We start from the raw sequence: 25,690 nt of genomic DNA on the forward strand, positions 1-25,690 counted from the left end.
ATTTTTCTTCAATCAGACAGGCCGGCGGTTTCCTCTGCGTGCTGAATCAAGTGATTCACAAATTCATGCATGCCAGCAAAGCGTGGGTCGTTCGTCTGCCCTTTTTTATAACGGGCGTAAATCTGCTGCACAATGCCTGCAAGTTTGAAATAAGCGAATGTGACGTAGATGTGGATGTCTGAAACGTCACGACCACTTTTCTCTGCATAACGGCTGATGAATGCCTCTCTCGTGTAGAATCCTTCTTTAACGGTGACAGGCGGTTGACCCAACCCGTTTTTCAAAATCTCGGGATCATCGGCTTGAATCCAATAGCTCATCGCCGCTCCGAGGTCTGCGAGCGGGTCGCCGACGGTCGTCATTTCCCAGTCGAACAACCCGACCATCTCATGTGGGTTCTCGGCATTGAACATCGCATTGTTCAATTTATAATCGTAGTGGATGATGGAGGCATCCCTTGATTTTGGAATATGTTCGACCAGCCATCGCTTGAGCCGGTCCCCGCTTACGACATCGTCGGTTCTCGCCCGGTCAAATCGATGGATCCACCCATGCACCTGCCGCTCCATGAATCCATCAGGTCGGACCATTTCTTTCAACGGAGTCTCCTTGTAATCTATTGCATGAAGCTCGACTAACCGGTCGACCATTTCTTCGGAGAGCGCCCGACCAAGCTCCGCCGTCTCCTCCACACCTTCCGGGAAGGCTGTATCGTACACCAGCCCCTCTCGTCTCTCCATGATGAAAAAGGGGGCTCCGATCAAGTCTCCCTCCTCTACAAGAAGGGGGTTCGGAGCTGACGGGAAGACCGGGTGGAGTGCTTGTAATACCTTGAATTCCCTTTGCATGTCATGCGCTTTCGGAGCCACTGGTCCAAGTGGCGGCCTTCTCAGTACCACCTCCCAATCCCCAACCGACAGCTCATACGTCAGGTTGGAGTGGCCGGCTCCGAATTGACGGACCTGCATCGCTCCATCCGGAACTTCCATATGGCTTCTCAGAAAAGGTTCAATGACCTGAAGATCAAGTTCTTCCCCTTGTCGGACGGACCTTGTATCGGTTTTGGTCACCCTTATCCCTCCTTGACCGTCAGTTGGTGACTTTCAAGTATTCGCTTCATTTCGTCAGACATCGGTTTACTCTTCTGCTCTTCAAAATCGAACTGCACAATAACGGATTTCCCCTTTGCAACGAGATCTCCGGATTCTTTTTCGTACATATCCTGCTCAAGATGAAAGCTTGAGTTGCCGATTTTGACGACATGGCTTTTGATCATCAGCGTTTGATTGAAATAGACCTGCTTCAGGAAATCACAGGACGTAGAGGCTAGAATGAAGCTCCAGTTGTCTCCCGCTACCCCGAGTTCATTGAAAAATTGAATCCTGGAATCCTCCATATAGACAAAATAGTTATTATTGTTTACGTGTCCAAGTAAATCTGTTTCACAAAACCGAACGTTCACTTCTATTTCATGCATGCTGCTTTCCTCCATTCAACTTTTCACTTTACGGTCGTACGTGTAAAACCCTTTGCCGGTCTTTCTTCCGAGTTCACCAGCCTCTACCTTTTCGACAAGCGTCTGGGACGGCCGGTCATCCGGATCTCCGGTTTCCTGATAGTGCTGCTCCATCACGTAATACCCGACATCAAGACCTGACAGATCCATCAATTCAAACGGGCCAATCGGATGGTTCAACGCATTACGTACAATCTTATCGATATCCTCAAAGTCAGCGTATCCTCCTTCATACAGATGCATCGCTTCTTTTTGGATGGCAAACAAAATCCTGTTGGCGACAAAACCTGAAATTTCTTTATGAAGAAGAATGGCGGTCCGTCCCATCTGATGGCAGACGTCCATCACCGTCTGAGCTGTCTCATCCGAAGTATGCTCGCCTTTTACGACCTCGACACAATCCATCACAAGCGCCGGGAAAAAGAAGTGCATGTTGCACACCTTCTCGGGCTTTGTCGTAGCATCCGCTATGAGGGAGCTGACTATGGTCGAGGAATTCGTCGCAAGCACCGCATGGCGTGGTGTGATCTCATCCAACTTGGAGAACACTTCCCGCTTCAGGTCCAGCTTTTCCACAACCGCCTCAACCACAAGATCCGCCTGCCCTGCCGCTTCCTCGAGACTCGTCGTCATGTGGAGATGATGAAAAGCCTCTTCATACGCTTCCGCCGTCAGCTTTTCTTTCTCGATCCATCTGTTCAAAATGTCCTTAAGCTTACGATCAGCTGCCTCAAGCGAATCCTCACTGATATCCTGTAAATACGTCTCATACCCTGCGAGAGCACTTAACATCGCAATCTGATGTCCCATCGCTCCTGCACCGACCACTGCTATTCGTTTAACGGTCATGATGATCCCCCTCGATTCCTTTGAATATCAATTCCATAAAAATGTGCGTCAACTCTTCTTCCGATACGTCTCCGTCCGGGTCATACCAGAAATAGCTCCAGTTCGCGATGCCGAGGACACCGAAAGAAAGCATATCGGCCCTCAAATCGGATCTGAACTCGCCTGCCTTCATCCCCTCTTCTAAGACGTGGGCTATGTTCCTTTGAAATTCGTGCCGCTTCGGCAGGATGGTCTTCGTTTTCTCTTCACTCAAGTGCCGCATTTCCCTGAAAAACACCATGGCACTGTTCGCATTGGTGCGGATGTTCTGAATCAACATTCCTACAATCCCCGCGAGCTGTTCCCGATACGTCCGCCCGCTTTCCATAATCTCTCTCTGACCCGCTAGCAGCAGATCGATAAACTGCTCGTGAATCTGGACGAGGACATCCTCTTTGTTTTTGAAATAATAATAGAAGGTGCCCTTTGTCAGGTCATTGGACGAGACGATATCCTGGATCGAGGTTTCAGGAAACCCGTGTCTTCCAAACAGCTCTGTACTTGTCGTCAAAATCTTCTCCTTCATTCCACATCCTCCTCAGCAGGATGCGTGCATGCCCCCATCGACAACCAGCACATCCCCCGTCACGTAATCCGACGCCCTGGATGCCAGGAACAAAGCCGCCCCTTTCAGATCTTCTGCACTTCCGAATCGCCCAAGTGGCGTGCGGTCAAGGATGAAATCGCCTCCTTCTTCCAGCACGACCTTCGACATTTTCGTCGGGAAAAAGCCCGGAGCCAGAGCATTCACTTGGACATTGTTCGCTCCCCACTTCACTGCCAGGTCTTTCGTAAGGGTGATGACGGCTCCTTTACTTGCGTTGTAGCCGACCGTTTCCATAAAACGAGGATCCGCCCCTCCAAGTCCTGCCACGGAAGCGATGTTGATGATTTTTCCGGACTTCTGTTTGTTCATGACGGCCCCTACCTTCTGTGACATGAGAAAGGTGCCTGTTACATTGACGTTCATCACCTTTTGAAAGGCTTCAACCGGCATCTCCAGGGTCGGCGCACCCCAGGTAGCTCCACTGTTATTAATCAAAATATCAATCTGCCCGAATGCATTCATCGCTTGTTCTACTACGGCGTCCACCTGCTCCTCCTGTGTAACATCACAGCTTAACGCCATCGTTTTGACCCCATGTGCCTCCTTGAGCCTCAACGCCACTTCCTCGCAGGCTTCCTTTTTCCTTGAACAAAGGACGAGGTTCGCCCCCGCTTCGGCCAGTCCCTCGGCCATCTGCTCACCCAGTCCTCTTCCGCCTCCGGTGATGATCGCGGTCCTGCCGGTCAGATCGAATAATTGTTGTACGTGCATGCTGTCACTCCTTATATTTTGATAGTTCGAGCTTCGCCACTTGCCTCCGGTGAACTTCATCCGGCCCATCCGCAAGCCTTAGCGTTCGACTGTTCGCCCATTGGGCCGCCAGCGTAAAGTCATCACTCACTCCTGCCGCCCCATGAGCCTGGATGGCCCTGTCAATGACTTTGAGCGCTATATTCGGAGCGACGACTTTAATCATCGCAATTTCCGTCTTCGCCATTTTGCTGCCTACGGTATCCATCATGTAGGCTGCTTTTAGCGTGAGCAGGCGGGCCTGTTCGATTTCAATTCTCGAATCGGCAATCCATTCCCTGATCACACCCTGCTCGGCGAGTGGACGATGAAAGGCTTCTCTGTTTTGAACACGCTTACATAAATCTTCAAGCGCACGCTCTGCTGCTCCAATCAGCCGCATACAGTGATGAATCCGCCCGGGACCCAGGCGCCCTTGAGCAATGGCAAACCCTTTTCCTTCGCCCCAGATGATGTGATCTGCCGGCACCCTGACATTTCGAAAGTCAATCTCGGCGTGACCATGCGGGGCATGGTCATATCCGAATACGGGCAGCATCCTCTTGATATGTACTCCTGGAGTGTCGAGCGGAACTAAAATCATCGACTGCTGTTCATGCCGTGGGGCATCAGGATCTGTTTTTCCCATAAAGATGGCGACCTTGCACCTCGGATCCCCTGCTCCTGATGACCACCACTTCGTCCCGTTGATGATATATTCATCAGCCTCCCTGCGAATCTCCCCCTCAATGTTTGTCGCATCGGAGGATGCCACTTCAGGTTCCGTCATAGAGAAGCAGGACCGGATCTCTCCATTCAACAAGGGAACGAGCCACTCCTCCTTCTGCTTCTTTGTTCCGTAGCGCGCCAACAGTTCCATGTTCCCTGTATCAGGAGCATTGCAGTTGAACACTTCAGGACCGATCATCGACCGTCCCATCAATTCACACAACGGAGCGTATTCCAGGTTCGTCAATCCAGCGCCATACTCCTCATCAGGTAAGAATAAATTCCACAATCCTTCTTCCTTCGCTTTCGCCTTCATCTCTTCCATGATGGAAGGAACCTCAGACCAGCGGCTTTCCTGCTGATTCAGCTGGTGCTCGAATGCTCTTTCGTTCGGATAGACATGTTCATCCATAAACGCTATGACACGCTGCTCCAAGCGCTTCACCTTTTCACTCTTGTCGAAATGCACAGGGCACCTCCTCCACGGCCGAACATACCGACCGGTTAGTATGTAATTTACATTTTAACCCTGATTATCTGAAAATTCAATAAAAAATGAACGATTATTCATTTGTCATTTTTTTCTTTTTGTTGCGTAGAGATGATATGAGTGACCATACACAAGGAGGAGATCATCTATGGCAAAAGATCAACACGATTCCTCGAAAGACGAAGGTCTTGTCAAAGGGGTATCGAAGGAAGCGAACAACATCATCCACAACACGGTGGATGCTTCCGGGAAAATCGTGAAGTCCATTTCAGGAGAAGGCGGACTCGTTGGCAAAACGGTGGACTCATCCGGTAAGGTCGTGAAGAATATCTCGGACAAAGGAAATGAAGCGATAGGAAAAACAGTAGATGCTTCATCGAAGACGTTCCGGAACCTGAAGGATAAAACGTTCAAACGGAAGAAGTAATACGAAACAAAGAGCTGCCCGCGTTCATACGGGGCAGCTCTTCTATCTGGAAGAATTGATTCTGTTGTTCAACTCACAGAAGTGAAAGAACCCTCTCCCTCTGTTCCTCTCTGACAAAACTTCTATCCAAATGTTGCATCCTTCTGTCGTTCGAAGCAGGGAAATTTCATGGTGTGGTCCGCCATGTTCTATAACGCTATTGTTATAGATAGTGTATCTTATGTATGAACTCCGCCATTTGCATTGGCTGATGGACATAATCTAAAAACCTATTTTTATACTACATAGACAGATATACAGACCTCTTTCTTCTATTTCCATAGAATGATATGGAATGACCAAATAATAAAGGAGATGGATAACAAATGGGTTCATGTCATTCGAAAGATAGCCATTGCGTAAGAAACATTCTTAAGGAGATTATTCGTGCACAAAATGAGGTGGCCGACCACTGCTGTGACACAAGCTGCGAACAATCAATCCGCGACTTGATCTCACCTTCTACAGGCAACGGAAATACAACTGTTCCATTCGTTCTATACTGCAAAGACTGCAAACCTTTCTTCGCAAGCGGACTGAAAAAGAAAGCTTCCTCCCACGGATACCACTGCATCGAAACACCAGTCTTCAAAGCGAAAAAATTCGTGGATGATAACTGTGTGAAGCTGGAATTGCTGAAGCCTGTCCACCACCACGGCGGACACTCTTGGCACAAATGTGACAAGAAGAGCGTCTGTTCCGTACTGGACGATGTAGTAAGCTTCCAATCTACTGGAATCTGCACAACTGTCGATGTCAGCTGCTTCTGCGGCATCACTTGCCTCGATGCGACCACACCAGAACCGTTCAGCCCGACTGCGGCTCGCACGGATCTAGACGAATCTGAATCGTATATGTAATAAGTTAGCCTGTGTCTGATGACGCAGGCTTTATTTTATTTGAAAGAATACAGGATACATGACATACGTCTGAAGCCCGGCACTGTTCTCCCACGTAGCTCTGAATGTATAATACATGGTTGTCCCTCGTGCTCCTTCAATCTCGAATTCGTTAGGATCCTCGATTCTTCCACCCTCAAGAGCCAACAAATCAATTTTTGAATAGGTGAAGCTCCCAGGGGTTTCTGTATCGAATTCAAACTGAACCCGATCCCCTTGTTCCACATCGATGGTCGGTGCTCCCAATTCTTCAGCCCGGTCCTCCGACATTCTGAAAAAGCCATTCAAGTCACAGGAGGCTTCTCGCACACAACTGAAGCCGGGAACAAGTGGGTAGACCTGCGCCCCTTTTTTCAATACCGTATTTTGCAGATGGTCTTCGTTCAATGCGTACTCTTTCACTTCGTCTCTGCCAAACCAAAGGCTGCACAATAGAACAACAGCTAGTGCAGCCGCGGCGGAACCCAACTGCTTCAACGAATCAACTCCTACCCTTTTACCACTGCACGTTTACTCCACGCACCGAATTCTTTTCGAACATGGACAATCTGACCGATATGATAAGCGTTATGAAGCCATAACTGACCTAAATCGGCTGTCCATTTCTGAAGTTTTTCATCACTGCAGGTTCTGAGAGAATTCCGGAATTGCCGATACGTCTGGTCTGCTTCCTTTACCATTCTCCTCCAATCCTTATGTTCGAGAATGAATGTGTTGTATGAGCTTGGCAAAGACGCTACTTCTTCTCCTCTGAACCTCGACAAAAAACGGTCATTGTAAAAATCCAGATGGTGGATGATTTCTGCAATCGAGTTGGCTTGCCCGACCTCTGCCTTGAAGTGCGCCTCGTAGTCATTAAGCTGATCGACCGCTGTTAAGAAACAAGCAAAATACTGATCACGATCATATATTGCAGCAAACTGTTCCAGCACCCATTGCCTCATGATTTTCACCCCTTTTCTTCTATTACCCCAAAGCTCGAATTTTGACACAGGAAATAGGTTTACAATTTCATAAATTCGGTTAAACAGGGAGTTTGAGAGGAGTTTTACAATGCAGATCAATAAATCCTTACATGATTTTCTATTAAACAAAGCCGAGCAGCTCACCGAAGAATGGTATGAAAGTCTGGATAAAACCGGTTCCGGGGTGTATGCCTCAAAAAATCCTGCCGTCATTGAAAACTTGAAGAGTCAGAATTTCAAGTTCCACAGACGCCTTTGCAAGATATTCGTTATGGACAGAGAGGCTTTCTATGAACAATTTGAAGGATGGATCAATGAAGTAGGTAGTGACCCTGAACATTTAGAAACTCCTACCCACCTTATTATGAGAGAGTTTTTCCGGACACGCGAACAGTACTTAACTTTTCTGGAGGAATACATTGAGCATCATGCGCACGCGGAAGGTTCAGAGGTTACGAAAGAGTGGCGCAGAGCTTTAGTCGAAGCCATCGATACCATAACCATGCGTGTTGTCGAGGAAAAATCGAACGAACTGAACGACCAAATCGAGAAACAGCAGCAGACCATTAACGAATTGAGCTCTCCTCTTATCCTCTTACCAGAAGGTCGTGCATTACTTCCTTTGGTCGGGGACATTAGTTCAGAAAGAGCGGAAGCCATTTTGGAAAATACGCTGCAAGGGTGCACAAACAAGTCGATTGATCATTTGTTCATCGACCTATCGGGTGTCTATTTAGTCGATACGCTCGTCGCTCAGCAAATCTTCCAACTGCTAAAAGGCTTGGAACTGATCGGAGTTACCAGCACACTGTCAGGCATCCGCCCGGAAATGGCGCAGATGGCCACTCAGCTTGGGATCGACTTTGGGCGAATTTCGATTACCAATACATTAGCCACCGCTTTCGCGCAAGACCCAATCTACAACAAATAACCCCTCATTTTCGAGGGGTTTTTTTGTTTCTACTTCGAGAAGGGTCTACCATTCATCTTTAACCAAAAAAGGAAACCCTCAAAAGAGAGTTTCCTTTTTTGTTTGGTGAAAGTCATGTCGGTTCATTTTCAGTAGAGAAGCAGTGTGGCGAAACCTCTTTTTCTTAACATCTGAAAAGGCGATGATTGCACAGCACAACGTTGTCTTTCCAGAACCTCGTTCGGTTCTGCTCCCACTACTTTCGTACAGTGGGGTGGAAAATGGCGAGACTCCTGCGGGATGCACGGACCACGGCGAGATCCACTCAGGCATAGCCTGAGTTAGCTCGGCGTCCGCCGCGGAAAGCGAGTTATTTTCCACCCCGCTGCCCACCCCATTTGTAACAGAACCGTTCTCAATACTTTTTCAACAGCCAGAAAAGGAAACCCTCAAAAGAGAGTTTCCTTTTTTGTATCTTTTATCGGATTTGGCCAGTACCTTTCATAAGGAACTTGATTGTAGTCAATGCAGGCAGTCCCATAGGACCACGTGCGTGAAGCTTTTGAGTGGAGATTCCAATCTCAGCTCCGAATCCTAGTGCACCACCGTCTGTGAAACGAGTGGAAGCATTGTGGTAAAGGGCAGCCGCATCAACAAGTGCGAAGAATTTCTGTGCTGCTTCTTCGTCTTCCGTAACAATGGCTTCTGAGTGCTTCGTGCCGTACGTTTCGATGTGTTCAATCGCTTCTAGTACATCGTCAACGGACTTCACAGCGATGTCTGTGCTCAAGTATTCGTTTGCCCAGTCTTCTTCTCCAGCTGGTACAGAACCTGGCAGGACATCCAGTACGTGCTCGTCACCGTGAACTTGGATATCGTTTTCTTGTAGGGCTTTGACAAGAGCCTCGCGGTTTTCTGCCAGCCAGTCTTTGTGCACGATCAGCGTTTCCGCTGCGTTACATACAGCCGGGCGGTCTGTTTTCGCATTGACCAGGATGTTGATTGCTTTTTCAACATCTGCTGCCTTGTCGATATAGATGTGGCAGTTTCCGACACCTGTTTCAAGCACAGGTACTGTTGCGTTTTCCACAACGGCTTGGATCAGTTTGCCGCCCCCACGTGGGATCAAGACGTCGATGTGTTCTTTCATTGTAAATAGTTCGTTCGTTGCTGCACGGTCTGTCGAAGCAATGAACTGTACCGCTTCTTTCGGCACCTTCGTCTCTGCCAGACCTTTGTGCATTACTTCAACGATTGCTGCGTTTGAATTGATGGCGTTGGATCCGCCTTTTAATACAATGGCGTTACCTGATTTCAGTGCAAGACCTGTTGCATCCACCGTTACGTTCGGTCGTGCTTCATAGATCATACCGATTACGCCGAGTGGTACAGTCACTTTTTCTACACGAAGATCGTTTTCTAATGTCCAGTCAGACAGTACCTGACCTGTTGGATCTTCCAGTTTGGATACATCGCGCAGTCCTTGAGCGAAGTCTGAGATTCGCTCTTTGGATAGAGACAAGCGGTCCATGAAGGCTTCCGTGAATCCTTTTTCACGTCCAGCCTCCAAGTCCTTCTCGTTTGCCGCTAAAATCGTTTCGTATTCACGCTCAAGTACATCGGCAAGGTGAAGAAGTGCTTCGTTTCGTTCCTCTGTGGAAAGTACCATCAGTTTCTTAGATGCTTTCTTCGCTTCAATTGCTTGTGCTTCAACGTTCACATTTGTTTTTACAGTCATCAAAGACCTCCTGTTAGTATTGTTTTACACACCTACGGGCATAGAAACTTCTAAATGACAAACAAAATCTTTACGGTCGATTGCAGCTTTTTCATACGATTCAAGTTCAGGTTCAGTCAGTTCAATCATTTCTTTCAGTTGTTCAGAAGAATAGTTGACGACTCCTAGACCGATTTCTTCTCCGTGCAGGTCATGGATGCGTACAACCGCTCCTTTTTTGAAGCGCCCCTTCACATGGTGGATGTTCATAGCCAGAAGGCTCTTCTTCATGTCAACGACCGATTCTTTCGCACGGTGGTCGATAATGACCTCACCTTCAGGTCCAGAGTTGAAGGCAATCCACTGTTTCTTCTGATCAAGGTTTTCACTATCTTGATTTGCTTCAAAGTACGTTCCTCTCGCATCTCCGTATACGGCGTCGTATACGATATCCTCGACTCCGGCTTTACCTAGGAAGGAAGAGATACCGGATGCCATTGTGATTTTGAAGGCGTCGATTTTAGACTTCATGCCGCCTGTTCCGACGTCACTTCCAGGTTCACCTGCAACGGCTTCAATTTCTGGTGTGATGTCATGAACGGTTTCAAGAAGCTCGGCATTTTGATTTTTACGTGGATCATCATCATATAGTCCGTCAATGTCGGAAAGGATGATGAGCTGGTCCGCGTCAACAAGACCGGCTACCTTAGCAGATAGGGTATCGTTGTCTCCGAACTTCAGACGGTCGATTGTAATCGTGTCATTTTCGTTTACGATCGGAATAATGCCTCGTTCAAGTAATACGTTGATGGTGTTACGAGCATTGTTATAACGATTTTCATCCGAAAAGTCACTGCGTGTGATTAGGATTTGTGATCCATTGTAACCGTGAGACAGGAATAGGTCGGAATACGACTCCATTAACAGCCCTTGGCCGATGGATGCAGCGGCTTGTTTTTCTGGAAGAGAGCTAGGGCGTTCCAGGCATCCGAGTTTACGATACCCAGCCGCGACAGCTCCTGAGGATACAAGTAGAACTTCGTGGCCGTCGTCTTTCAAGCGGACGACTTCATCAACTAGTTTTTCGAGCTTACGGCGGCTGATTTCACCGTGCAAGCTTGTAAGGGAACTACTACCAATTTTAATTACGATTCGTTTTGTTTCTTTAGTCAACATATCACTCCTGAAATAGACATATTTGCGACGTTAATTTATTTATTTGGCTCCGACGAGGAGTCCTTCGATTTCTTTACTTAATTCTTTCGAACGGCTTGCTGCACCTTTTACTGCTTCGGAAATCGCTCTTCCTCCGCCGTTTGCGTTCAGTGCGTCAAGACCTGCTGCCGTTGTACCGTTTGGTGACGTTACGTTTTCTCTTAATTCTGTTGGACTTTCATCACGCTCAAGCATCATCTTCGCTGCACCCAGCAGTGTCTGTGCTCCGATTTCGCGAAGTGTTTCGCTGTCCATTCCTTCTTGAAGACCTGTTTCTTCGATGTGTTCCATTAAATAATAGAAATAAGCAGGTCCGCTTCCAGCGATGCCCGTGAAGACATCCATTTTATCTTCTTCAATGACGAATACTTCTCCGATGGATTGTAGAAGCTCTTTCGCTACTTCCACTTTCTCCATATCTGCATATCGACCCGGGCAGACGGCCGTGGCTGATTCTCTCAGCATGCTGGACGTATTCGGCATCACTCGAATCACTTGTTGGTTTTCGTTCAGGCGTTCTTCCATATAGGACGTAGAAATTCCGGCCAATACAGATACAAGAACTTGGTTCGGTTGGATTTTATCTTTGAGATCGGCTAGCACCGTGTCGATATCTTTCGGCTTCATCGCCAGAATGAACTGGTCGACTTCAGAAAAGTCAAGATTATCTTTTAATACTGTGCGTACGCCGTATTTTTCGTGGATGGAATTGAGGCGATCTTGATTACTTCTATTCGTTACGATGATGTTTTCTTTTGCAATGGTTCCTGATTCAGCCATTCCAGAAATCATCGCTTCTGCCATTGAGCCGGCACCTAGAAAAGCAATCGTTTTGTTGATCATGTGGGTTCATCTCTCCCGTTTTTATTTTTGTTGTTCGCTTTTTTGTTCGCTCTTTGCAAGACGTTATCCATCATAACACTGGAAAAATCTTTATCAACAGCTTTTCTGCAAGTCATGCCTATAAGAGCCAATTAGTGAGTGTAAACGGTTTCATGGGGAGATATTTCTCTTTCATCGGCTCTCATCGGCAATATTTCCGTCTCAGGATACTATTTGCGGGTTGAATTTTCCGAAAAACAAAATTGACTGAATATTAAATTAATTGGTTGGTGGTGAGGATGAATCAGGAATATCTCCTAAAAATAGGATAAGGGCGGGGTTTTCAGGCTGTAGGAGAGGAACTGAATCCATCATTCTCTGGGATTGACTGTTTCGAAGAGTCTATTGTGGGTGGGCGGTTCTTTTTTTGTTCGAGCGCGATTTTCTCTGTTCGAGCGCGGCTTTCTCCGTTCGAGTGCGGCTTTCTCCATTCGAGCGTGGCTTTCCCCGTTCGAGCGCGGCTTTCTCCGTTCGAGCGCGACTTTCTCTGTTCGAGCGCGACTTTCTCTGTTCGAGCGTTATTAGAGAATAAAAAAATTCTGCCTGTAAGAAGGCAGAATTCATTCGTTCATAAAGTGATTCAGTTTAGCCAGCTGCTGGTTCAGCTCCCCCATGGGTACAAAGCGGGCTTTGCGAAACATCTCTTTCCCTTCTACAAAAACCAGTACGGCGGGTACGGTCATGACGGATAAACTTCCAGCGACTTCCGGTACTTCCGATGCGTCCATATGCCTCGCTTGTATGGAGGGATAGTCCTCAAGCAGCTCTTCCACTTGAGGAAGGAGTGCATGACAAACGGAGCAGTTCGGCTGGGAAATGTATAGGAGGGTGATCGCTTCCTGTTGAATAAATGGATCCATCTCTTCTATTGAATGTAATGACTGCATGTTCTTCACCTCCCCAACATTGTATCAGCACTTGGATTCCAAAATCCCGTTTTCTGCTTATTGCAGATTATCTGGATGGGGGTACTGATGGTATCCGTCCTCTATTTCTTGAAAAATGTTCTCTTTTTGTTCAGGAGGTGCGGGCAGTTGGTTCTTCAATAGGACGAGCTGCTGCTTCAGTTGCTCAATATCTTCTTTCGTTGCCGGCTTACTCTGCTCCTTCAATTCGAAACCCACTTGCCCATTAGGCTCAAGTGTCGCGGTTTGAATATCACGTAAGGATGAGATATTCTGCTGGCGGCATTTCATCTCCAATTGATCGATGGTAAAACGAAGCCGCTTCATTTCTTTTTGTTGAATCTCTCCGTTCATGATAATGAGGGTCGAGCGTCCTGTCAGCAGCCGCTCCATAAAGTCGAATTTCACCTGAAGAAACTCCACGACGACTAGAGTTAAGACGAGAACGCCCCCAACCCCGAAGGTCACCCAAATATTTTTACCTGCGACCGGTTGTATCAGTAAAGAACCGATGGCGATCATAATGACGGTTTGGGAAAGCGTCATTTGAGAAATCGACTTCCTTCCGGCCACCCTCAATATGAAGGTTCCTACTACTATAATGAGAATGGCCTTCCAAATCCAATCCATGTCCATATGATCTCTCCTCTTTTCTTCTTATCATGTGAAAACCTCTTGCAAACCATCCATAGGTCGGCTATACTTTTTTAAAACATTATGAAATTCGTGGAAAAAGAGAGTAGCGGACAGAAGACTGCAGCGAGTCAGGGTTGGTGTGAGCCTGATAGTCCTTCTGTCGGTGAACCGGACTTTTGAGAAGCCCTTCTGAAGATGAGTAGGAATGGCCGGGGTGTTTCCCCGTTATCAACGTTGAGCGGCTGATTGTTTTTCAGCCACAAGAGTGGTACCGCGGGTCTAACCTCGTCTCTTCATTGTAGAGACGAGGTTTTTTGTATGAAAAAAAGGAGGCATTCTAATGGAGAAACATGTAACAGCACTGCAAATTGCGCATTTACTAGGTGAGGAGTTCTCACGTGAATGGATACACGCGTTGATTGAAGTTCCTAAAAAGGATTCATTCGGGGACCTGGCCTTCCCCTGCTTTCAATTGGCGAAGACGTTCCGCAAAAGCCCACAAAGCATTGCGGAAGAGTTAGCGTCCAAGATCAACCATCCACACATTTCGAAAGCAGAAGCCAAAGGAGGATACGTGAACCTGTTCCTCGACCAGGATTTCTTCACTTCCCATACATTAAAGGAAGTCCTTTCTAATGGAGAGAACTATGGCGCGCATACGATTGGCGAAGGGAAAACCGTCGTGCTTGATCTGTCATCCCCTAACATCGCCAAACCGTTCTCGATGGGACATCTGCGTTCGACCATCATCGGCAACACCATCAGTCACCTTGCTGAGAAGTGCGGATACGAAACCGTCAAAATCAATTATGTCGGCGATTACGGAACCCAGTTCGGGAAGTTAGTCGCTGCTTATACCCACTGGGGAGATGATCAAGCCATCAAGGAGGATCCTTTGACGGAGCTCACACGCATATATGTGAAGTTTCACGAAGAAGCCGAAACGAATCCTTCTCTTATTGACGAAGGACGCAGCTACTTCAAAAAGCTTGAAGACGGTGACGAAGAAGTCGTCGCGTTGTGGAGTTGGTTCAAAGACGTCTCCTTAGTTGAATTCGACCGTATTTATGACCTTCTCGGAGTCGAGTTCGATCTGACGCGTGGAGAAGCTTACTATAACGATAAGATGGATCCCATCATCGAGGACATTAAACAAAAAGGGTGGTTAGAAGAATCAGATGGTGCCCAGGTTGTGCGTCTTGATGAGGAGGGGCTACCACCTTGCTTAGTTCGCAAGAGTAACGGAACCACGACGTATGCGACACGCGACCTTGCAGCGGCAGTCGACCGTTACAACACGTACTCGTTTTCAGAGGCGCTGTATCTCGTCGGTCATGAGCAGACCCTCCACTTCCAGCAAGTGAAGCACGTCTTAGACAAAATGGACCTTCCGTGGGCAGCCAACATGCACCACGTGCCATTCGGAATGATTTTGAAAGATGGAAAGAAGATGTCGACACGCGCCGGAAAGACAGTTCTTCTTGAAGAAGTGCTGCAGGAAGCCATCGAACGTGCAGGGGCGAATATTGCTGAGAAAAATCCAGGTCTTGAAGAACGAGACCAAGTGGCTCGTCAAGTCGGCGTCGGCGCTGTCATTTTCCATGACCTGAAACATAACCGTACCAACGACGTTGAGTTCTCTCTAGATGAAATGCTCTCGTTCGAAGGCCATACAGGTCCTTATGTACAATACACCCATGTCCGTACACTCTCTTTATTGAAGAAAGCCGGATTTGAACTGGAACATGCGGAAGTGGAACTGAGTGATGAACAGGCGTGGGGCGTTGTCAAACACGTTCGTTCTTTCCCGCATGTCATACAGGAATCTTACCAAGCCTATGACCCGTCGAAATTGGCGAAGTACCTACTTGATCTCGCCAAATCATTCAACCAATACTATGCGCACACTCAAGTGTTGGGCAGCGATCAGGAAAAAGGCCGCCTTACATTGATCTATGCCGTCCAGGTTATACTGAACGAAGGGCTTTCCCTCTTAGGGATCGAAGCGCCTGAAAATATGTAAGCAAAAAAGTATGTAAAAGGGTGGCATATCTCTTACATCTCCCGCTTTTCATCTATATAATAGATACTTGTGGACATTTAAAGAAAGGGAGTATAAATATATGAGTGACACCAACTATGAGTACTTAGCCGACGATCCGAATTTCAAAGTGAAGCCGATTATGTTTTCACTGATCATTGGTGCTTTTTTTGCTATTTTAAATGAGACATTATTAAATATTGCTCTAACGACATTAATGGATGTATTCGACATCCCTGAACCTGTCGTACAGTGGATGGTGACGGGCTTCCTGCTCGTTATGGGAATCTTGATTCCGGTTTCCGCGCTATTGCTGCAGACCTACACGACGAGACAGATGTTTCTCGGGACGATGACCATCTTCACGGTAGGGACAGTGGTCTGTGCGGTGGCGCCGAACTTCGGCGTTCTGCTGACCGGACGCTTGCTTCAGGCCGTCGGAACAGGGCTGTTGATCCCGATTATCTTCAACACATTCCTGTTGATCTTCCCTCCTGAACGACGCGGAGGTGTGATGGGGATGGTCGGACTTGTCATTATGTTCGCACCCGCGATCGGCCCAACGCTGTCTGGTGTGATTGTAGATAATCTGGGGTGGAGGTTCTTGTTCATTACCGTCATTCCGTTCGCCCTGTTTTCCATCCTATTCGGCTGGAAGTACCTGCGTAATGTCGGGGAAGTGACAAAACCGAAAGTAGACATCTTATCCATCGCTCTTTCAACCTTAGGATTCGGTGGCATTGTATTAGGATTCAGCCTAGCCGGTAAAGGGGACTCCAGCCTATTGGATCCAGGAGTGCTCACCTTGCTTATTGCGGGTCTCATCAGTCTGGTCTTCTTCACATTCCGCCAGCTTAAATTAGAAGAGCCGCTTCTCGATGTACGCGTATTTAAATTCCCGATGTACTCGATTGCCGTCGTCCTTTTCATCATCTTGATCATGGCGATGTTCTCGTCTGAAATCATCCTGCCGATGTTCATGCAGGGGCCGTTAGCCTTGTCTCCTCAAACGGCCGGAATGATTCTTCTTCCGGGAGCACTGTTGAATGGACTGCTTTCTCCTGTCATGGGGAAACTGTTCGATAAATTCGGACCACGAGTGATGATCATCCCGGCTGCAGGAATACTGACAGCGACGATGTTCAGCTTAAGCCGGGTGACAGCCGATACGCCGATCTGGCAGATGGTGCTAAGCTACATGTTCATCATGCTGTCGATCTCAGCCATTATGATGCCGGCGCAAACGAACGGACTGAACCAGCTTCCGAAAAAGTTATATCCGCACGGAACAGCGATCATGAACACGCTTCAACCTGTTTCCGGTGCAATAGGGGTGGCCGTGTTCATCAGCCTGCTGACGAGCAGACAACAAGCGTACTTGAGTCAGGCTGATAACGCAGCGAGCGAAGCCGCGATGTCGCAAGCGACTGTAGTCGGAGTCGAATTCGTCTACCTGATCGCCTTCTTCATTACCGCAATCGGCTTCATCGTTTCCTTGTTCATCAAGAGAGCGACGCCTGAAAAAGAAAACAATGATGAACAACAAGAAGTTGCAGAATCCATGTAAACACTCCAAAAGCTGTCCTCTATGAGGGCAGCTTTTTACTCTTATTTTTCTGTTTTCTTCCTACCTTACAGGGTATAAGAAACTAACCTGATTTTAGGAGGAGATCAACGTGGGTTCGATTTATATGGGGATCATTATCGTGGTCAGTTTGTTCGCTTTGGTGAGCACTTTTGCGATTGCTATGAATCAGACAAAGCTGCAAAGCGCTTCCTCCGCTGAAGATGATATCCGTCAGCTGATGGCCGAGAACCAACCATCCAACATCCCGCTTCTCGTCGTGATCTATGGTGTGTTCTTTGTTCTCTTAACTGTTCTTATTTCTCTATTTGTATGGTTCTAACTCAACATTATATCCTGTCGCTGGACGATGCCTATCTGCGCTTTGTCCAGCGTCTTTTTGTTATGCTCCCTTCGTGCTACGATAGAAGCATGAGGAGGTATAAAAGATGAAAGCTTTATTAGTCATTGATGTACAGAAAGCACTCGTCGAGCAAGGAGATTTTTCAAACCAACTGGATAAAATAGTAGAACTCATTGAATCTTATCAACGTGACCATAAGCCCGTTGTATTCATGAAGCACGTGGATGAAGATGAGGAAAGTGAGTTTTACAGATACGGGGATGAAGTCGAACTAGATGAGAGACTTCTACACTATGATGTGCCTGTACTTGAAAAGGAGACGCCAAGCTCTTTTTACCAAACCGACCTGGACGACCTACTGAAGCAGCAAGACGTGGATCAGGTGACCATCACCGGTTTCAACACAGAGTTCTGCTGTCTGTTCACAGCGATTGCTGCATTCGATCGCGGTTATGAGGTGACATTGATGGAAGAGGCAACTGCTACTGTGAACGATGAGGATACTTACAACATGAAAGGACTCGATATCAAAAACTTCATCGGAACGGTCCTAAGCTGGTCAGGTACAGCGGAAGTGAAAAAATAATGAAAATACATAAAACGGGGTGGAAAACGACCTGAATCCTTCAAGGATCGTCTGTCGTTTCCCACCCCGCTGCTCTTTTTACCATATCTTCTCGACAAATTCAGGATGATCGATAAACGGGTTGCGGTTGCCTTGATACTTGGTGAAAATGAGGTCATTGCGACGGATTTCTGGTTCGCTTACAGGGTCCTGCTTGTGCCACTGCAGTAACGTCGACTGCTTCCCGAGCGCGGGCCCGTCGGTTTCGACACGGTCCACAAGCTCTAAGTCAGGCTCTCCGTCCCGTTCCCCCTCATATCGGACCGCCATGTAAAAGACCATCCGGGCGACATCGCCTTTCACTTCATCACGGGGCTCCCATGAATCTTGATCGGAGAACGTACCGGCTGCCTCTCCTTGAGGCTCTCCGCCATTATCGAAATCGAGGTTGTTCCGGGAAGAGTTGATGGTCATATCGGTCGGCTTCAGGTGGTGAAGGTCTGTTCCAGGTCCCATCGCAGTTCCGAAATCACCGTGCGACTTCGGCCATACGTGCTCCCTGTTCCACTCATCCACATCCCCTCCATTTGCGTCTTTAGATAGGGATTTCCCTGAATAAAGCAGCAGAACGTCTCCTTTTTTCTCGGGATTTTCGTCCAGTTCCCTGAGCGCATTCCACACATCGTCATAGGAGAGTTCGGTATGAGCATCAATCAGGTCATTCAGCTTATTTTTCAAAGCTTCCCCTGTAAGGCCTTCTGTCACTTGATAGTAATCCTCGCCTCCCTCCTCTTCCGTTTGCGTTTGGGTGGATTGCAGGCTCACCTTGGACACCTGCTTCATCCCATCGTGACTGAAATAGGGTTCTTTCACCCCAGACACAGCAATCGTCGCCCCCATCAAGTCTGGATTACTCATGAGGCCGAATTCCTGTCGGTACTCCGATTTCAGCTGCACAAAAACCATTTCGTCAAGATTTGTCGTCCCCTTCTGATCCGCTAAAGCTAAAGCGTAATCACTGGAGAAATCCTTCGTCTCGACATGCTCGACCTGTGTCGGAACACCGACGATATAGCCCTGGATCGTCTGTTCTGTTCCCTCTTCCGCCTTTTTCACTTCCTGTACTGAAGTGAACGTCGGGGATGATGTACAGGCTGTCATCAGCAATAAAAGGATGATCCATCCTGTCAGTTGTTTCTTCATTGTTGCCCTCTCCTTTTTCGTGATGTAAGTTTTACCGTACAAAGAACCAATAAATACTCATAATCCCGGCATCCGCCAGAAGATGACTGATGATGACACCGACTAAGGAGCCTGTTCTCAGCCGGATATACGCCCAGAATAACCCGGCTGCGAATACTGGCAGAACGAGAACGACGTTCAGCGGCCAAGTAAACAGGAGCACCATCGAGAGAATATGATACAACGAATAATAGAATGCAGTCGTGACGATGGCACGTGTTTCTGTTCCTTCCCTTTTCAGCCTCATCAGCATCACACCTCGCCAGTACACCTCTTCAAGGAAAGGATTGATCATAATCAGAACGAGCACAAGTCCCCAACCCGTGAATCCCCACTCTTCTGTTAAGACCCGGACTTCCTCAAAGTCGGTAACATGATCCTGAAACACGAAGACCCCCGCAAAGATGGAGATATAAAACAGTACACCGGATCCGATCCCGACAAGCCATTCGGACTTCGTCATGGAGAAAGATCCCACTTCTTTTCTATGTAAAAGGCAGAACACAGTGAGCCACCCATAAAACAAAACGAAGGTGACCGGCACGCTGGAGAAGACGTACAACCCTATGAAAATCATCACGGTCGGCCCCAGCAAATAGATGATATTTTTCACGAATATCCCCCCTTTTGTCATGAATCTTCTATCCTCACATAAAATGTACCAGCTCCCCTGCATAGGGGCTCTTACAAACGGGAAAAGTAAATACAACAGAGATGGAGAGTGGACAACATGGGTTTACTGGGATTGAAACTATTCAATTTGGCGAGCTATATGTATCTACTGGTGACCTCATTATTTTTAGCCGGCGACTTTTACAACCCGAATGATATGGTGCTCGTCATGCCCGCGCCTTTCGCCTTTTCCATTTGGGGCCTCATCTACCTTCTTTTATTCCTCTATATCATGAAATCTTTTTTTGCAGATGAATCGTTAAATGAGCAGATCCAGAAGATCGGATTCTGGTTTCCGATTACGATGATCCTGTCCGGGACGTCCGTGATCCTCGGGACGACACCATCGATACTCTTTCTCTCCCTCTCGCTCGTCACTCTATGTGTCGTGTACACGAACCAGCAAATGACCGCGCCGACGGTTTGGCAGCGGATTCCCTTCTCTCTTTACTTAGGTTGGACATCCATTGCGACCATTGTGGACGCATTCGTTGTACTGAAGGCGAACGGAATCACCGAATTGTTCGGAATCGGTGAGCTCGGCTGGTCCGTCATTATGCTGACCCTTGGAGGCCTGATTGCCATCGCCTTCTCATTCGCCCAAAACGATGCCGTCTACCCGCTCGTGTTTGTATGGGGATATGGCGCGATTTTCGCCTACCAGACAAACGAGCTGATCCGGTTCATTACAGCAGGGTTTGTTATCATTCTTTTATTTGTCACGTTCTTCCGATTATTTAAATCTAATATAGTACGTAAGAAAGCAGCTTAAGGAGAGTGAAAAGACGATGAGTGCGATAAAATTCCAAAACCTTTCCCATAAAGATATGGAATTTGAGCAAGTATTTGATCATATCAGAACCTTTATGCAGCATGAGCCAATCGGCGAATACAAACTGATGCTTGGGACCGATTCTCAAGTTCACCCAACCTATACCCGCTTCATTACTGGTGTCGTCATTCAGAGGATCGGCAAAGGAGCCTGGGCCTGTTACCGAAAAGAAATCGTCAACAGGCAGATGACAACACTGCACGAACGAATATCCTATGAAACGTCTCTTACGGAAGAAGTCGCAACCCTTTTTTCAGAAGCGCACAAGGGAGAATTGATCGACATCATTCTCCCGCATATCTACAAAGGGGCGACGTTCAGTATCGAAGGTCACATTGATATCGGTGCAGGTGAACGGAACCGGACAAGATTATTTGTAAATGAAATGGCAGCCCGCATTGAATCTCTAGGGATGGAACCGAAAATCAAACCCGATTCGATTGTCGCGAGCAGTTACGCCAACCGTTTCACCAAATAATCAACTGACTTTTCTTGCCTTCCCGACTGGTGCGAAGGCTTTTTTTCCGCGGGTTGCAAGAAAGACTCCGATAAAAATGAGAAGGAGTCCGGAAATCAGATGGCCGGAAACGGGCTCATCGAGTAATACATATCCCCACACCATCGCAGTCAGCGGAATCAGGTACGTGACGGAGGTCGCAAACTCCGCACTCCCTTCTTTGACCATATAGAAAAATAATAGATGAGCGACTCCTGAGCCTAGACATCCAAGTCCAACGACAGAAATGACGGCGTAAGGATCGGTGATTAAAGCTGAGGATAACCCATTTCCCGAAACGAGCATTCCCAGCAGTCCGACCCCAGCACCAACCAGTAACGTTGCCGTTGCGACAACGAGAATGCCTGTATGCTGCAAATGACGCTTCGTGTACTGAGAAGCGAACCCGTAGCAAACGGTAGCCGCAACCATCGTTCCGATCCCGACCAAGTTATTAGTGAACAGCGCCCCGACTTGAAAATCGATAATCGCCAGCACACCTACGAATCCGAGGAGCACCCCCGCCCACTGCTGTTTCTTCAGGACGACTGAGAAAAAAGCGAAGCCGATCAGTGCCGTGCAGATGGGTGTAAGAGCATTCAGTACAGCGGCTGTGCTGCTGTTGATCTGTGTTTCGCTCAGCGCAATCAATCCCCAGGGCACTCCGGCATTAAAGATACCGACCAGAAGCAGCGCCTTCCAAGGAAGGCCATTTTTCATTTCTTCTCTCTTTTTCCAAACGAACGGCACAAGCACAAGGGCTCCAGCAGAGCAGCGGAGAAAGACGGTCCCCCACACCCCGGCAGGTTCGACTAAATATTTTATAAAAACGAAGGAAAGGCCCCATATGAAACTCAGTCCAATAAGCGCCGTATATTTGTTCATCTGAAAACCTTCTTCCTGAAAAAATGAATCCTTTTCCCATTATAAATCGTATAGACAGAGAAAGGTATCTTTTATTGGGATTTACTTGGAAAGATTCAAGGGGGATTACGTGATGAACAGCAAAGCGATGACATCATTCATTGTCGGAATCATGTCGATCTTCATTCCGCTCGTGGGCATGATACTCGGAATCATGGGGATTCTATATGCAAACCGTGGATTGAAGGAAATAGAAGTGACCGGAGAAGACGGGCGCACGTATGCTCTCGCCGGTAAAACGTGCAGTGCGATCGGGCTCGCCATTCAAGGGGTCATCTTCATCATCGCATTGATCAGTTACTTCTTGTTCTCATCGTTCCATCAGATCTTCCCTTAAACAACCGATATAAGGAGGAGTATAAATGGCAAGAGAGTTGTCCGCTGAAGAAAGAAACGAACTCGTGGAAACATTGAAGAAACGTTTTGAGAAGCACTCTGAACGGCACGAAGGGATGGAATGGTCGTCTGTCGAAGCTAATCTCGACCAACAGCCGGAAAAACTATGGTCCCTTCACGAAATGGAGCAGACAGGAGGCGAACCCGATGTCGTCGGCTACGAAGAGTCACAACAGGCATACTGGTTTGTCGACTGCTCGAAGGAAAGCCCCAAAGGCAGAAGAAGTGTCTGCTATGACCGTGAAGCGCTGGAGTCACGCAAGAAGTACAAGCCTGAGAACAGCGCTGTAGATTTAGCTGCATCAATGGGGATCGAGATGCTGACCGAAGAGCAGTACCGCAAGCTTCAGACGCTCGGTCCGTTCGATCAGAAAACATCAAGCTGGGTACATACCCCTTCCGATATTAGAGAGCTCGGTGGCGCCTTGTTCGGAGATTACCGGTTCGGACATGTGTTTATCTACCACAACGGTGCGGAATCCTATTACGCAGCCAGAGGCTTCCGCGGATCGATTTTAATTTAAAGGTCATAAAAAGTATGGAGTACGGTTCTGTTACAAGTGAGTGGACCAGCGGGGTGGAAAGTAGTGGGAACAGAACCGAGCTAGGATGAGGAAAGACGAACTTCATTCCGTGCCAACATAGCTTTTTCAGTTGGCAGCATAAGAGGTTCCGCCTCCACCTCATAAAGGTGTTGGCGAAACAGCGAGACTCCTGTGGGAGCAGAGTACAGATGAGGCCCCGCAGCGACCGAAGGGAGCGAGGAGACTCGGCGGACGCCCACGGAAAGCGAGTTGTTTCGCCAACACCGTTTCTCAAACTTTGAAAGAACCGATAGGACTTTCTCTGGCAATCTGAAGGCATGGTGCGTCTAGTGCGCTCCATGCCTTTTATATTGGTTTACTAACTCTCAATTCTCCGGCTTCTGAATGAGTAAGGCCAGGAGTACGGCGAGGCAGCCTGCTGTTAGTTTGCCGACGATGACCGGGAGAATCATACTCTTCTCCACCCCTGCCACGAAAGCAAAGTGACTGCCGACGACAAAGGCTCCGCTGACGGCGAATGCCGCATTCATCACCTTTCCCCTCGCATCCATTTCTTTCATCGTCGCAAGCATAGGTAAATGGTGGGCGAGTGAAGCGACCAACCCTGTAATGGCTTTGCCGTTCACCCCGAGCTTCTTCCCGATACGGAGCAGCGGCTTTTCTGTTTTCTGGTTAATGAAAGCAATCAGCGGGTAAGCGCCCGCCAATGTAATGGTGATTTGACCGACGATCACCATTCCCTCTGAAATCGGCGCCATCCCGGGAATCACGGTGAACCCGGTCAAGGTCTCGATAATGATCGCGATCAGCCCTGCAATGATGATGAGTTCGATTCCTTTTCCAAACTTCGCAAACAGCTGGATCGTAACGCGGGAAAAGAAAATGAGTCCGAAAGCGATCAAGAGTGAAAGCAGGAAAGTCGGCATCAAGTTGCGAAGCATCCATAACCATTCGTAACCGGCTAATGCGCCCCCGACGAGACATCCGATCGGAATCGTCATCAAGCCGATCAGGATGCCTTTGGCAAAGTAAGGCTGATCCTTTTTTTGAATGACCGACAGCGCTACGGGAATGGTGAAGACAAGGGTCGGACCCATCATCGTACCTAGAAAAGCCCAAGAAAAAATCGCTGCTTCTTCTGTCGAAGCGAGCGACTGCGAGAGCGAATAGGCCCCCATGTCTATTGCGAGCAGGGTCGAGGCGAACATCGAAGGGTCTGCTCCGAACCAATCATAGAGTGGTGTGATGACGGGCGCGAGAACCGTTGACAGCACAGGCGCTAGGGAAATGATGCCGACCATTGAAAGCGCTAGCGAGCCCATCATCATAAACGCTTCGTAAAATCGCCACCCTAGAGACAGTCGGTGGTTGAATACGTAATAGTCGAGGGCACCAAGCACCATAAAAAAGCACATGATGATGAGTAAGGCATTATTGATCCACATAAGCGTTCTCCTTGATGTCACGTTTCTTCGAAAATAAACGCACGCCTCCTACCCACGTGTCGATCCCACAAGCGGCGATCCGACTCACTTCTCCTTGAAGAACACGCTGTCCTAACTGGCTTAACGTGATCTCCGGATTTCGCTCAGGGGTATTGAAGTTCGGTAGTGGTCCATCCCTCTCCAAGAGCAGATCGATTTGACGAAGGATATGAGAAGCGTATAAATCGCTGATGCCATCACGGATCCGATTCTCGCGAAGGAATTGATGGACTTCCTTGAAGGTGCGAATGTTTCCGTTCAAGAAAGACAAAACGTCCTTTTCGACACGATTGACGCCTGTGTCGCGGTCAGGGAAATAGTCCAAATGAGCGTTCATCGCTTCCTTCAAGTATGGAAGCGGGTGAGGGGACTCCCGGACCCATTTCTCCACTCCTTTAACGGACGGGGATGCGTAGGCCCTCCAGCCTCGGACCGCTTCTTCCACTTGTTCCGGTGTTACCGTCTGCTTTGTTTTGATTAAGTCGTTCAGGTGGTCATCGTCGAGCTGTCCCATTCCATAGAATGGATCGGCAGACGGATGGGCATCGAGCGTAACCATGGATAGGTTGAGCGCTCGTTTGGATAGTTCGTGGATCAGGAACATGAGCATCGTTTGATCATAGCGGTCGTGTTCGAACCAGAGTACGACTTCTTCCTCCGGTGGGATGTTGTGGAGGGCATGTAATTGTTCTTTACTTGTCTGGATAAATAATGGAGAGGGCAGTTCCAGAGCTTCTTCAAAAAAGGCAGCCCTCCGCCCGATCAGGTCATTGTGATGCCATTCGTGATTGAGCGGTCCCCAATCGTACATTTCGCACCACACGATGACTTCTCCTTCAACGCTCAGTCGTTCCCCGACAGCATCGCCATTGACGATATGAATCATGACCATCCCTCCTGTTCGTACGGTTCTTTTTATGGTTTTCTTCGATGTTTTCTGTTGTAATTCCTGCTTTTTCTCTATTTTTTCGTTTTTCAACCATAACCATAAAAAAGAGCCTCCAATTGTGG

At 47.9% G+C, this 25,690-nt stretch carries 29 protein-coding genes and 1 other annotated feature; of the genes, 11 read left to right on the top strand and 18 right to left on the bottom strand.

What is annotated here, in order from left to right; translation table 11 throughout:
* Positions 1–8: 8 nt before the first annotated feature.
* Genes LCM20_RS15255 through LCM20_RS15280 form a run of 6 tightly spaced genes read right to left on the bottom strand, consistent with a single transcriptional unit; the run spans position 9 to position 4,938 of the window.
* A complete protein-coding gene (locus tag LCM20_RS15255) occupies positions 9–1,070 on the bottom strand; it encodes a phosphotransferase family protein (protein ID WP_225196345.1) in 1,062 nt (353 codons plus the stop codon).
* 2 nt (positions 1,071–1,072) lie between these two features.
* Positions 1,073–1,477 (bottom strand): acyl-CoA thioesterase, encoded by a 405-nt coding sequence (locus LCM20_RS15260; protein ID WP_225196346.1) that lies wholly within the window; start codon positions 1,475–1,477, stop codon positions 1,073–1,075.
* A 15-nt stretch (positions 1,478–1,492) separates the two neighbouring features.
* A complete protein-coding gene (locus tag LCM20_RS15265) occupies positions 1,493–2,365 on the bottom strand; it encodes a 3-hydroxyacyl-CoA dehydrogenase family protein (RefSeq protein ID WP_225196347.1) in 873 nt (290 codons plus the stop codon).
* Positions 2,355–2,930, bottom strand: coding sequence for a TetR/AcrR family transcriptional regulator (locus LCM20_RS15270; protein WP_225196348.1), 576 nt, complete (start codon positions 2,928–2,930; stop codon positions 2,355–2,357). The genes LCM20_RS15265 and LCM20_RS15270 overlap by 11 nt, the downstream gene beginning before the upstream one ends.
* A gap of 12 nt (positions 2,931–2,942) precedes the next feature.
* Positions 2,943–3,722, bottom strand: coding sequence for an SDR family oxidoreductase (locus tag LCM20_RS15275; RefSeq protein ID WP_225196349.1), 780 nt, complete (start codon positions 3,720–3,722; stop codon positions 2,943–2,945).
* Between the two features lie 4 nt (positions 3,723–3,726).
* Positions 3,727–4,938: an acyl-CoA dehydrogenase family protein gene (locus LCM20_RS15280; protein WP_225196350.1), complete on the bottom strand. Its 1,212-nt coding sequence runs from the start codon at positions 4,936–4,938 to the stop codon at positions 3,727–3,729.
* 169 nt (positions 4,939–5,107) lie between these two features.
* On the opposite strand from LCM20_RS15280, the gene LCM20_RS15285 reads away from it, so the two are divergent.
* The gene (locus LCM20_RS15285) at positions 5,108–5,386 is read left to right on the top strand and encodes a hypothetical protein (RefSeq protein WP_225196351.1); all 279 of its coding nucleotides are present in this window, start codon (positions 5,108–5,110) and stop codon (positions 5,384–5,386) included.
* A gap of 365 nt (positions 5,387–5,751) precedes the next feature.
* Positions 5,752–6,285, top strand: a complete 534-nt coding sequence (locus tag LCM20_RS15290; protein ID WP_225196352.1) for a CotY/CotZ family spore coat protein — start codon at positions 5,752–5,754, stop codon at positions 6,283–6,285.
* 30 nt (positions 6,286–6,315) lie between these two features.
* On the opposite strand, the gene LCM20_RS15295 is transcribed toward LCM20_RS15290, so the two are convergent.
* Entirely contained in the window at positions 6,316–6,801 is a 486-nt protein-coding gene (locus LCM20_RS15295) for a hypothetical protein (RefSeq protein ID WP_225196353.1), read from the bottom strand.
* Between the two features lie 11 nt (positions 6,802–6,812).
* Positions 6,813–7,268, bottom strand: coding sequence for a DinB family protein (locus tag LCM20_RS15300; protein ID WP_225196354.1), 456 nt, complete (start codon positions 7,266–7,268; stop codon positions 6,813–6,815).
* A 109-nt stretch (positions 7,269–7,377) separates the two neighbouring features.
* Here LCM20_RS15300 and LCM20_RS15305 point away from each other — a divergent pair, with 109 nt between their 5' ends.
* Positions 7,378–8,220, top strand: a complete 843-nt coding sequence (locus LCM20_RS15305) for an STAS domain-containing protein (RefSeq protein ID WP_225196355.1) — start codon at positions 7,378–7,380, stop codon at positions 8,218–8,220.
* A gap of 457 nt (positions 8,221–8,677) precedes the next feature.
* Here the strand turns inward: LCM20_RS15305 and LCM20_RS15310 are convergent, their stop codons facing one another.
* The 5 genes from LCM20_RS15310 to LCM20_RS15330 form a co-directional block, all read right to left on the bottom strand.
* Positions 8,678–9,937 carry a glutamate-5-semialdehyde dehydrogenase gene (locus LCM20_RS15310; RefSeq protein ID WP_225196356.1) on the bottom strand — a complete coding sequence of 420 codons (1,260 nt, stop codon included), beginning with the start codon at positions 9,935–9,937 and terminating at the stop codon, positions 8,678–8,680.
* A 24-nt stretch (positions 9,938–9,961) separates the two neighbouring features.
* The gene (proB, locus tag LCM20_RS15315; RefSeq protein ID WP_225196357.1) at positions 9,962–11,089 is read right to left on the bottom strand and encodes a glutamate 5-kinase; all 1,128 of its coding nucleotides are present in this window, start codon (positions 11,087–11,089) and stop codon (positions 9,962–9,964) included.
* Positions 11,090–11,131: 42 nt separating this feature from the next.
* Positions 11,132–11,974, bottom strand: a complete 843-nt coding sequence (gene proC / locus LCM20_RS15320; RefSeq protein ID WP_225196358.1) for a pyrroline-5-carboxylate reductase — start codon at positions 11,972–11,974, stop codon at positions 11,132–11,134.
* A gap of 599 nt (positions 11,975–12,573) precedes the next feature.
* Positions 12,574–12,900, bottom strand: coding sequence for a thioredoxin family protein (locus LCM20_RS15325; RefSeq protein ID WP_225196359.1), 327 nt, complete (start codon positions 12,898–12,900; stop codon positions 12,574–12,576).
* Positions 12,901–12,957: 57 nt separating this feature from the next.
* Complete coding sequence (locus LCM20_RS15330; protein ID WP_225196360.1) at positions 12,958–13,554, bottom strand: DUF421 domain-containing protein; 597 nt, start codon at positions 13,552–13,554, stop codon at positions 12,958–12,960.
* 82 nt (positions 13,555–13,636) lie between these two features.
* Positions 13,637–13,850, top strand: a binding site (T-box leader).
* Between the two features lie 44 nt (positions 13,851–13,894).
* On the opposite strand from LCM20_RS15330, the gene argS reads away from it, so the two are divergent.
* From argS to LCM20_RS15350, 4 genes are all read left to right on the top strand, one after another.
* Positions 13,895–15,577 carry an arginine--tRNA ligase gene (gene argS / locus LCM20_RS15335; RefSeq protein WP_225196361.1) on the top strand — a complete coding sequence of 561 codons (1,683 nt, stop codon included), beginning with the start codon at positions 13,895–13,897 and terminating at the stop codon, positions 15,575–15,577.
* Positions 15,578–15,677: 100 nt separating this feature from the next.
* The gene (locus LCM20_RS15340; RefSeq protein WP_225196362.1) at positions 15,678–17,162 is read left to right on the top strand and encodes an MDR family MFS transporter; all 1,485 of its coding nucleotides are present in this window, start codon (positions 15,678–15,680) and stop codon (positions 17,160–17,162) included.
* Positions 17,163–17,271: 109 nt separating this feature from the next.
* Complete coding sequence (locus LCM20_RS15345; protein ID WP_225196363.1) at positions 17,272–17,502, top strand: hypothetical protein; 231 nt, start codon at positions 17,272–17,274, stop codon at positions 17,500–17,502.
* A gap of 106 nt (positions 17,503–17,608) precedes the next feature.
* Positions 17,609–18,109, top strand: coding sequence for an isochorismatase family protein (locus LCM20_RS15350; RefSeq protein ID WP_225196364.1), 501 nt, complete (start codon positions 17,609–17,611; stop codon positions 18,107–18,109).
* A gap of 78 nt (positions 18,110–18,187) precedes the next feature.
* On the opposite strand, the gene LCM20_RS15355 is transcribed toward LCM20_RS15350, so the two are convergent.
* Positions 18,188–19,291: an endonuclease gene (locus tag LCM20_RS15355; RefSeq protein ID WP_225196365.1), complete on the bottom strand. Its 1,104-nt coding sequence runs from the start codon at positions 19,289–19,291 to the stop codon at positions 18,188–18,190.
* A gap of 31 nt (positions 19,292–19,322) precedes the next feature.
* Positions 19,323–19,943 (bottom strand): CPBP family intramembrane glutamic endopeptidase, encoded by a 621-nt coding sequence (locus LCM20_RS15360; protein WP_225196366.1) that lies wholly within the window; start codon positions 19,941–19,943, stop codon positions 19,323–19,325.
* 117 nt (positions 19,944–20,060) lie between these two features.
* Between LCM20_RS15360 and LCM20_RS15365 the strand changes: the two genes are divergently transcribed.
* On the top strand, positions 20,061–20,774 hold the full coding sequence (locus LCM20_RS15365; protein WP_225196367.1) for a tryptophan-rich sensory protein: 714 nt from the start codon (positions 20,061–20,063) through the stop codon (positions 20,772–20,774).
* A gap of 16 nt (positions 20,775–20,790) precedes the next feature.
* On the top strand, positions 20,791–21,312 hold the full coding sequence (locus tag LCM20_RS15370) for a ribonuclease H-like YkuK family protein (RefSeq protein WP_225196368.1): 522 nt from the start codon (positions 20,791–20,793) through the stop codon (positions 21,310–21,312).
* On the opposite strand, the gene LCM20_RS15375 is transcribed toward LCM20_RS15370, so the two are convergent.
* Positions 21,313–22,215, bottom strand: a complete 903-nt coding sequence (locus tag LCM20_RS15375) for a DMT family transporter (protein WP_225196369.1) — start codon at positions 22,213–22,215, stop codon at positions 21,313–21,315.
* A gap of 112 nt (positions 22,216–22,327) precedes the next feature.
* On the opposite strand from LCM20_RS15375, the gene LCM20_RS15380 reads away from it, so the two are divergent.
* Positions 22,328–22,591, top strand: coding sequence for a DUF4190 domain-containing protein (locus LCM20_RS15380; protein WP_225196370.1), 264 nt, complete (start codon positions 22,328–22,330; stop codon positions 22,589–22,591).
* 25 nt (positions 22,592–22,616) lie between these two features.
* A complete protein-coding gene (locus tag LCM20_RS15385; protein WP_225196371.1) occupies positions 22,617–23,174 on the top strand; it encodes a DUF4256 domain-containing protein in 558 nt (185 codons plus the stop codon).
* 386 nt (positions 23,175–23,560) lie between these two features.
* Here LCM20_RS15385 and eutH read toward each other — a convergent pair whose 3' ends face one another.
* Together eutH and LCM20_RS15395 are read right to left on the bottom strand one after the other, a co-directional pair.
* The gene (gene eutH / locus LCM20_RS15390; RefSeq protein ID WP_225196372.1) at positions 23,561–24,640 is read right to left on the bottom strand and encodes an ethanolamine utilization protein EutH; all 1,080 of its coding nucleotides are present in this window, start codon (positions 24,638–24,640) and stop codon (positions 23,561–23,563) included.
* Positions 24,627–25,565 carry a DUF1835 domain-containing protein gene (locus LCM20_RS15395; RefSeq protein WP_225196373.1) on the bottom strand — a complete coding sequence of 313 codons (939 nt, stop codon included), beginning with the start codon at positions 25,563–25,565 and terminating at the stop codon, positions 24,627–24,629. Before LCM20_RS15395 ends, eutH begins: the two co-directional genes overlap by 14 nt.
* Positions 25,566–25,690: the final 125 nt, after the last annotated feature.

This window comes from Halobacillus litoralis (genome assembly GCF_020171725.1).
GTDB classification, from domain to species: Bacteria; Bacillota; Bacilli; order Bacillales; family Halobacillaceae; genus Halobacillus; species Halobacillus litoralis_F.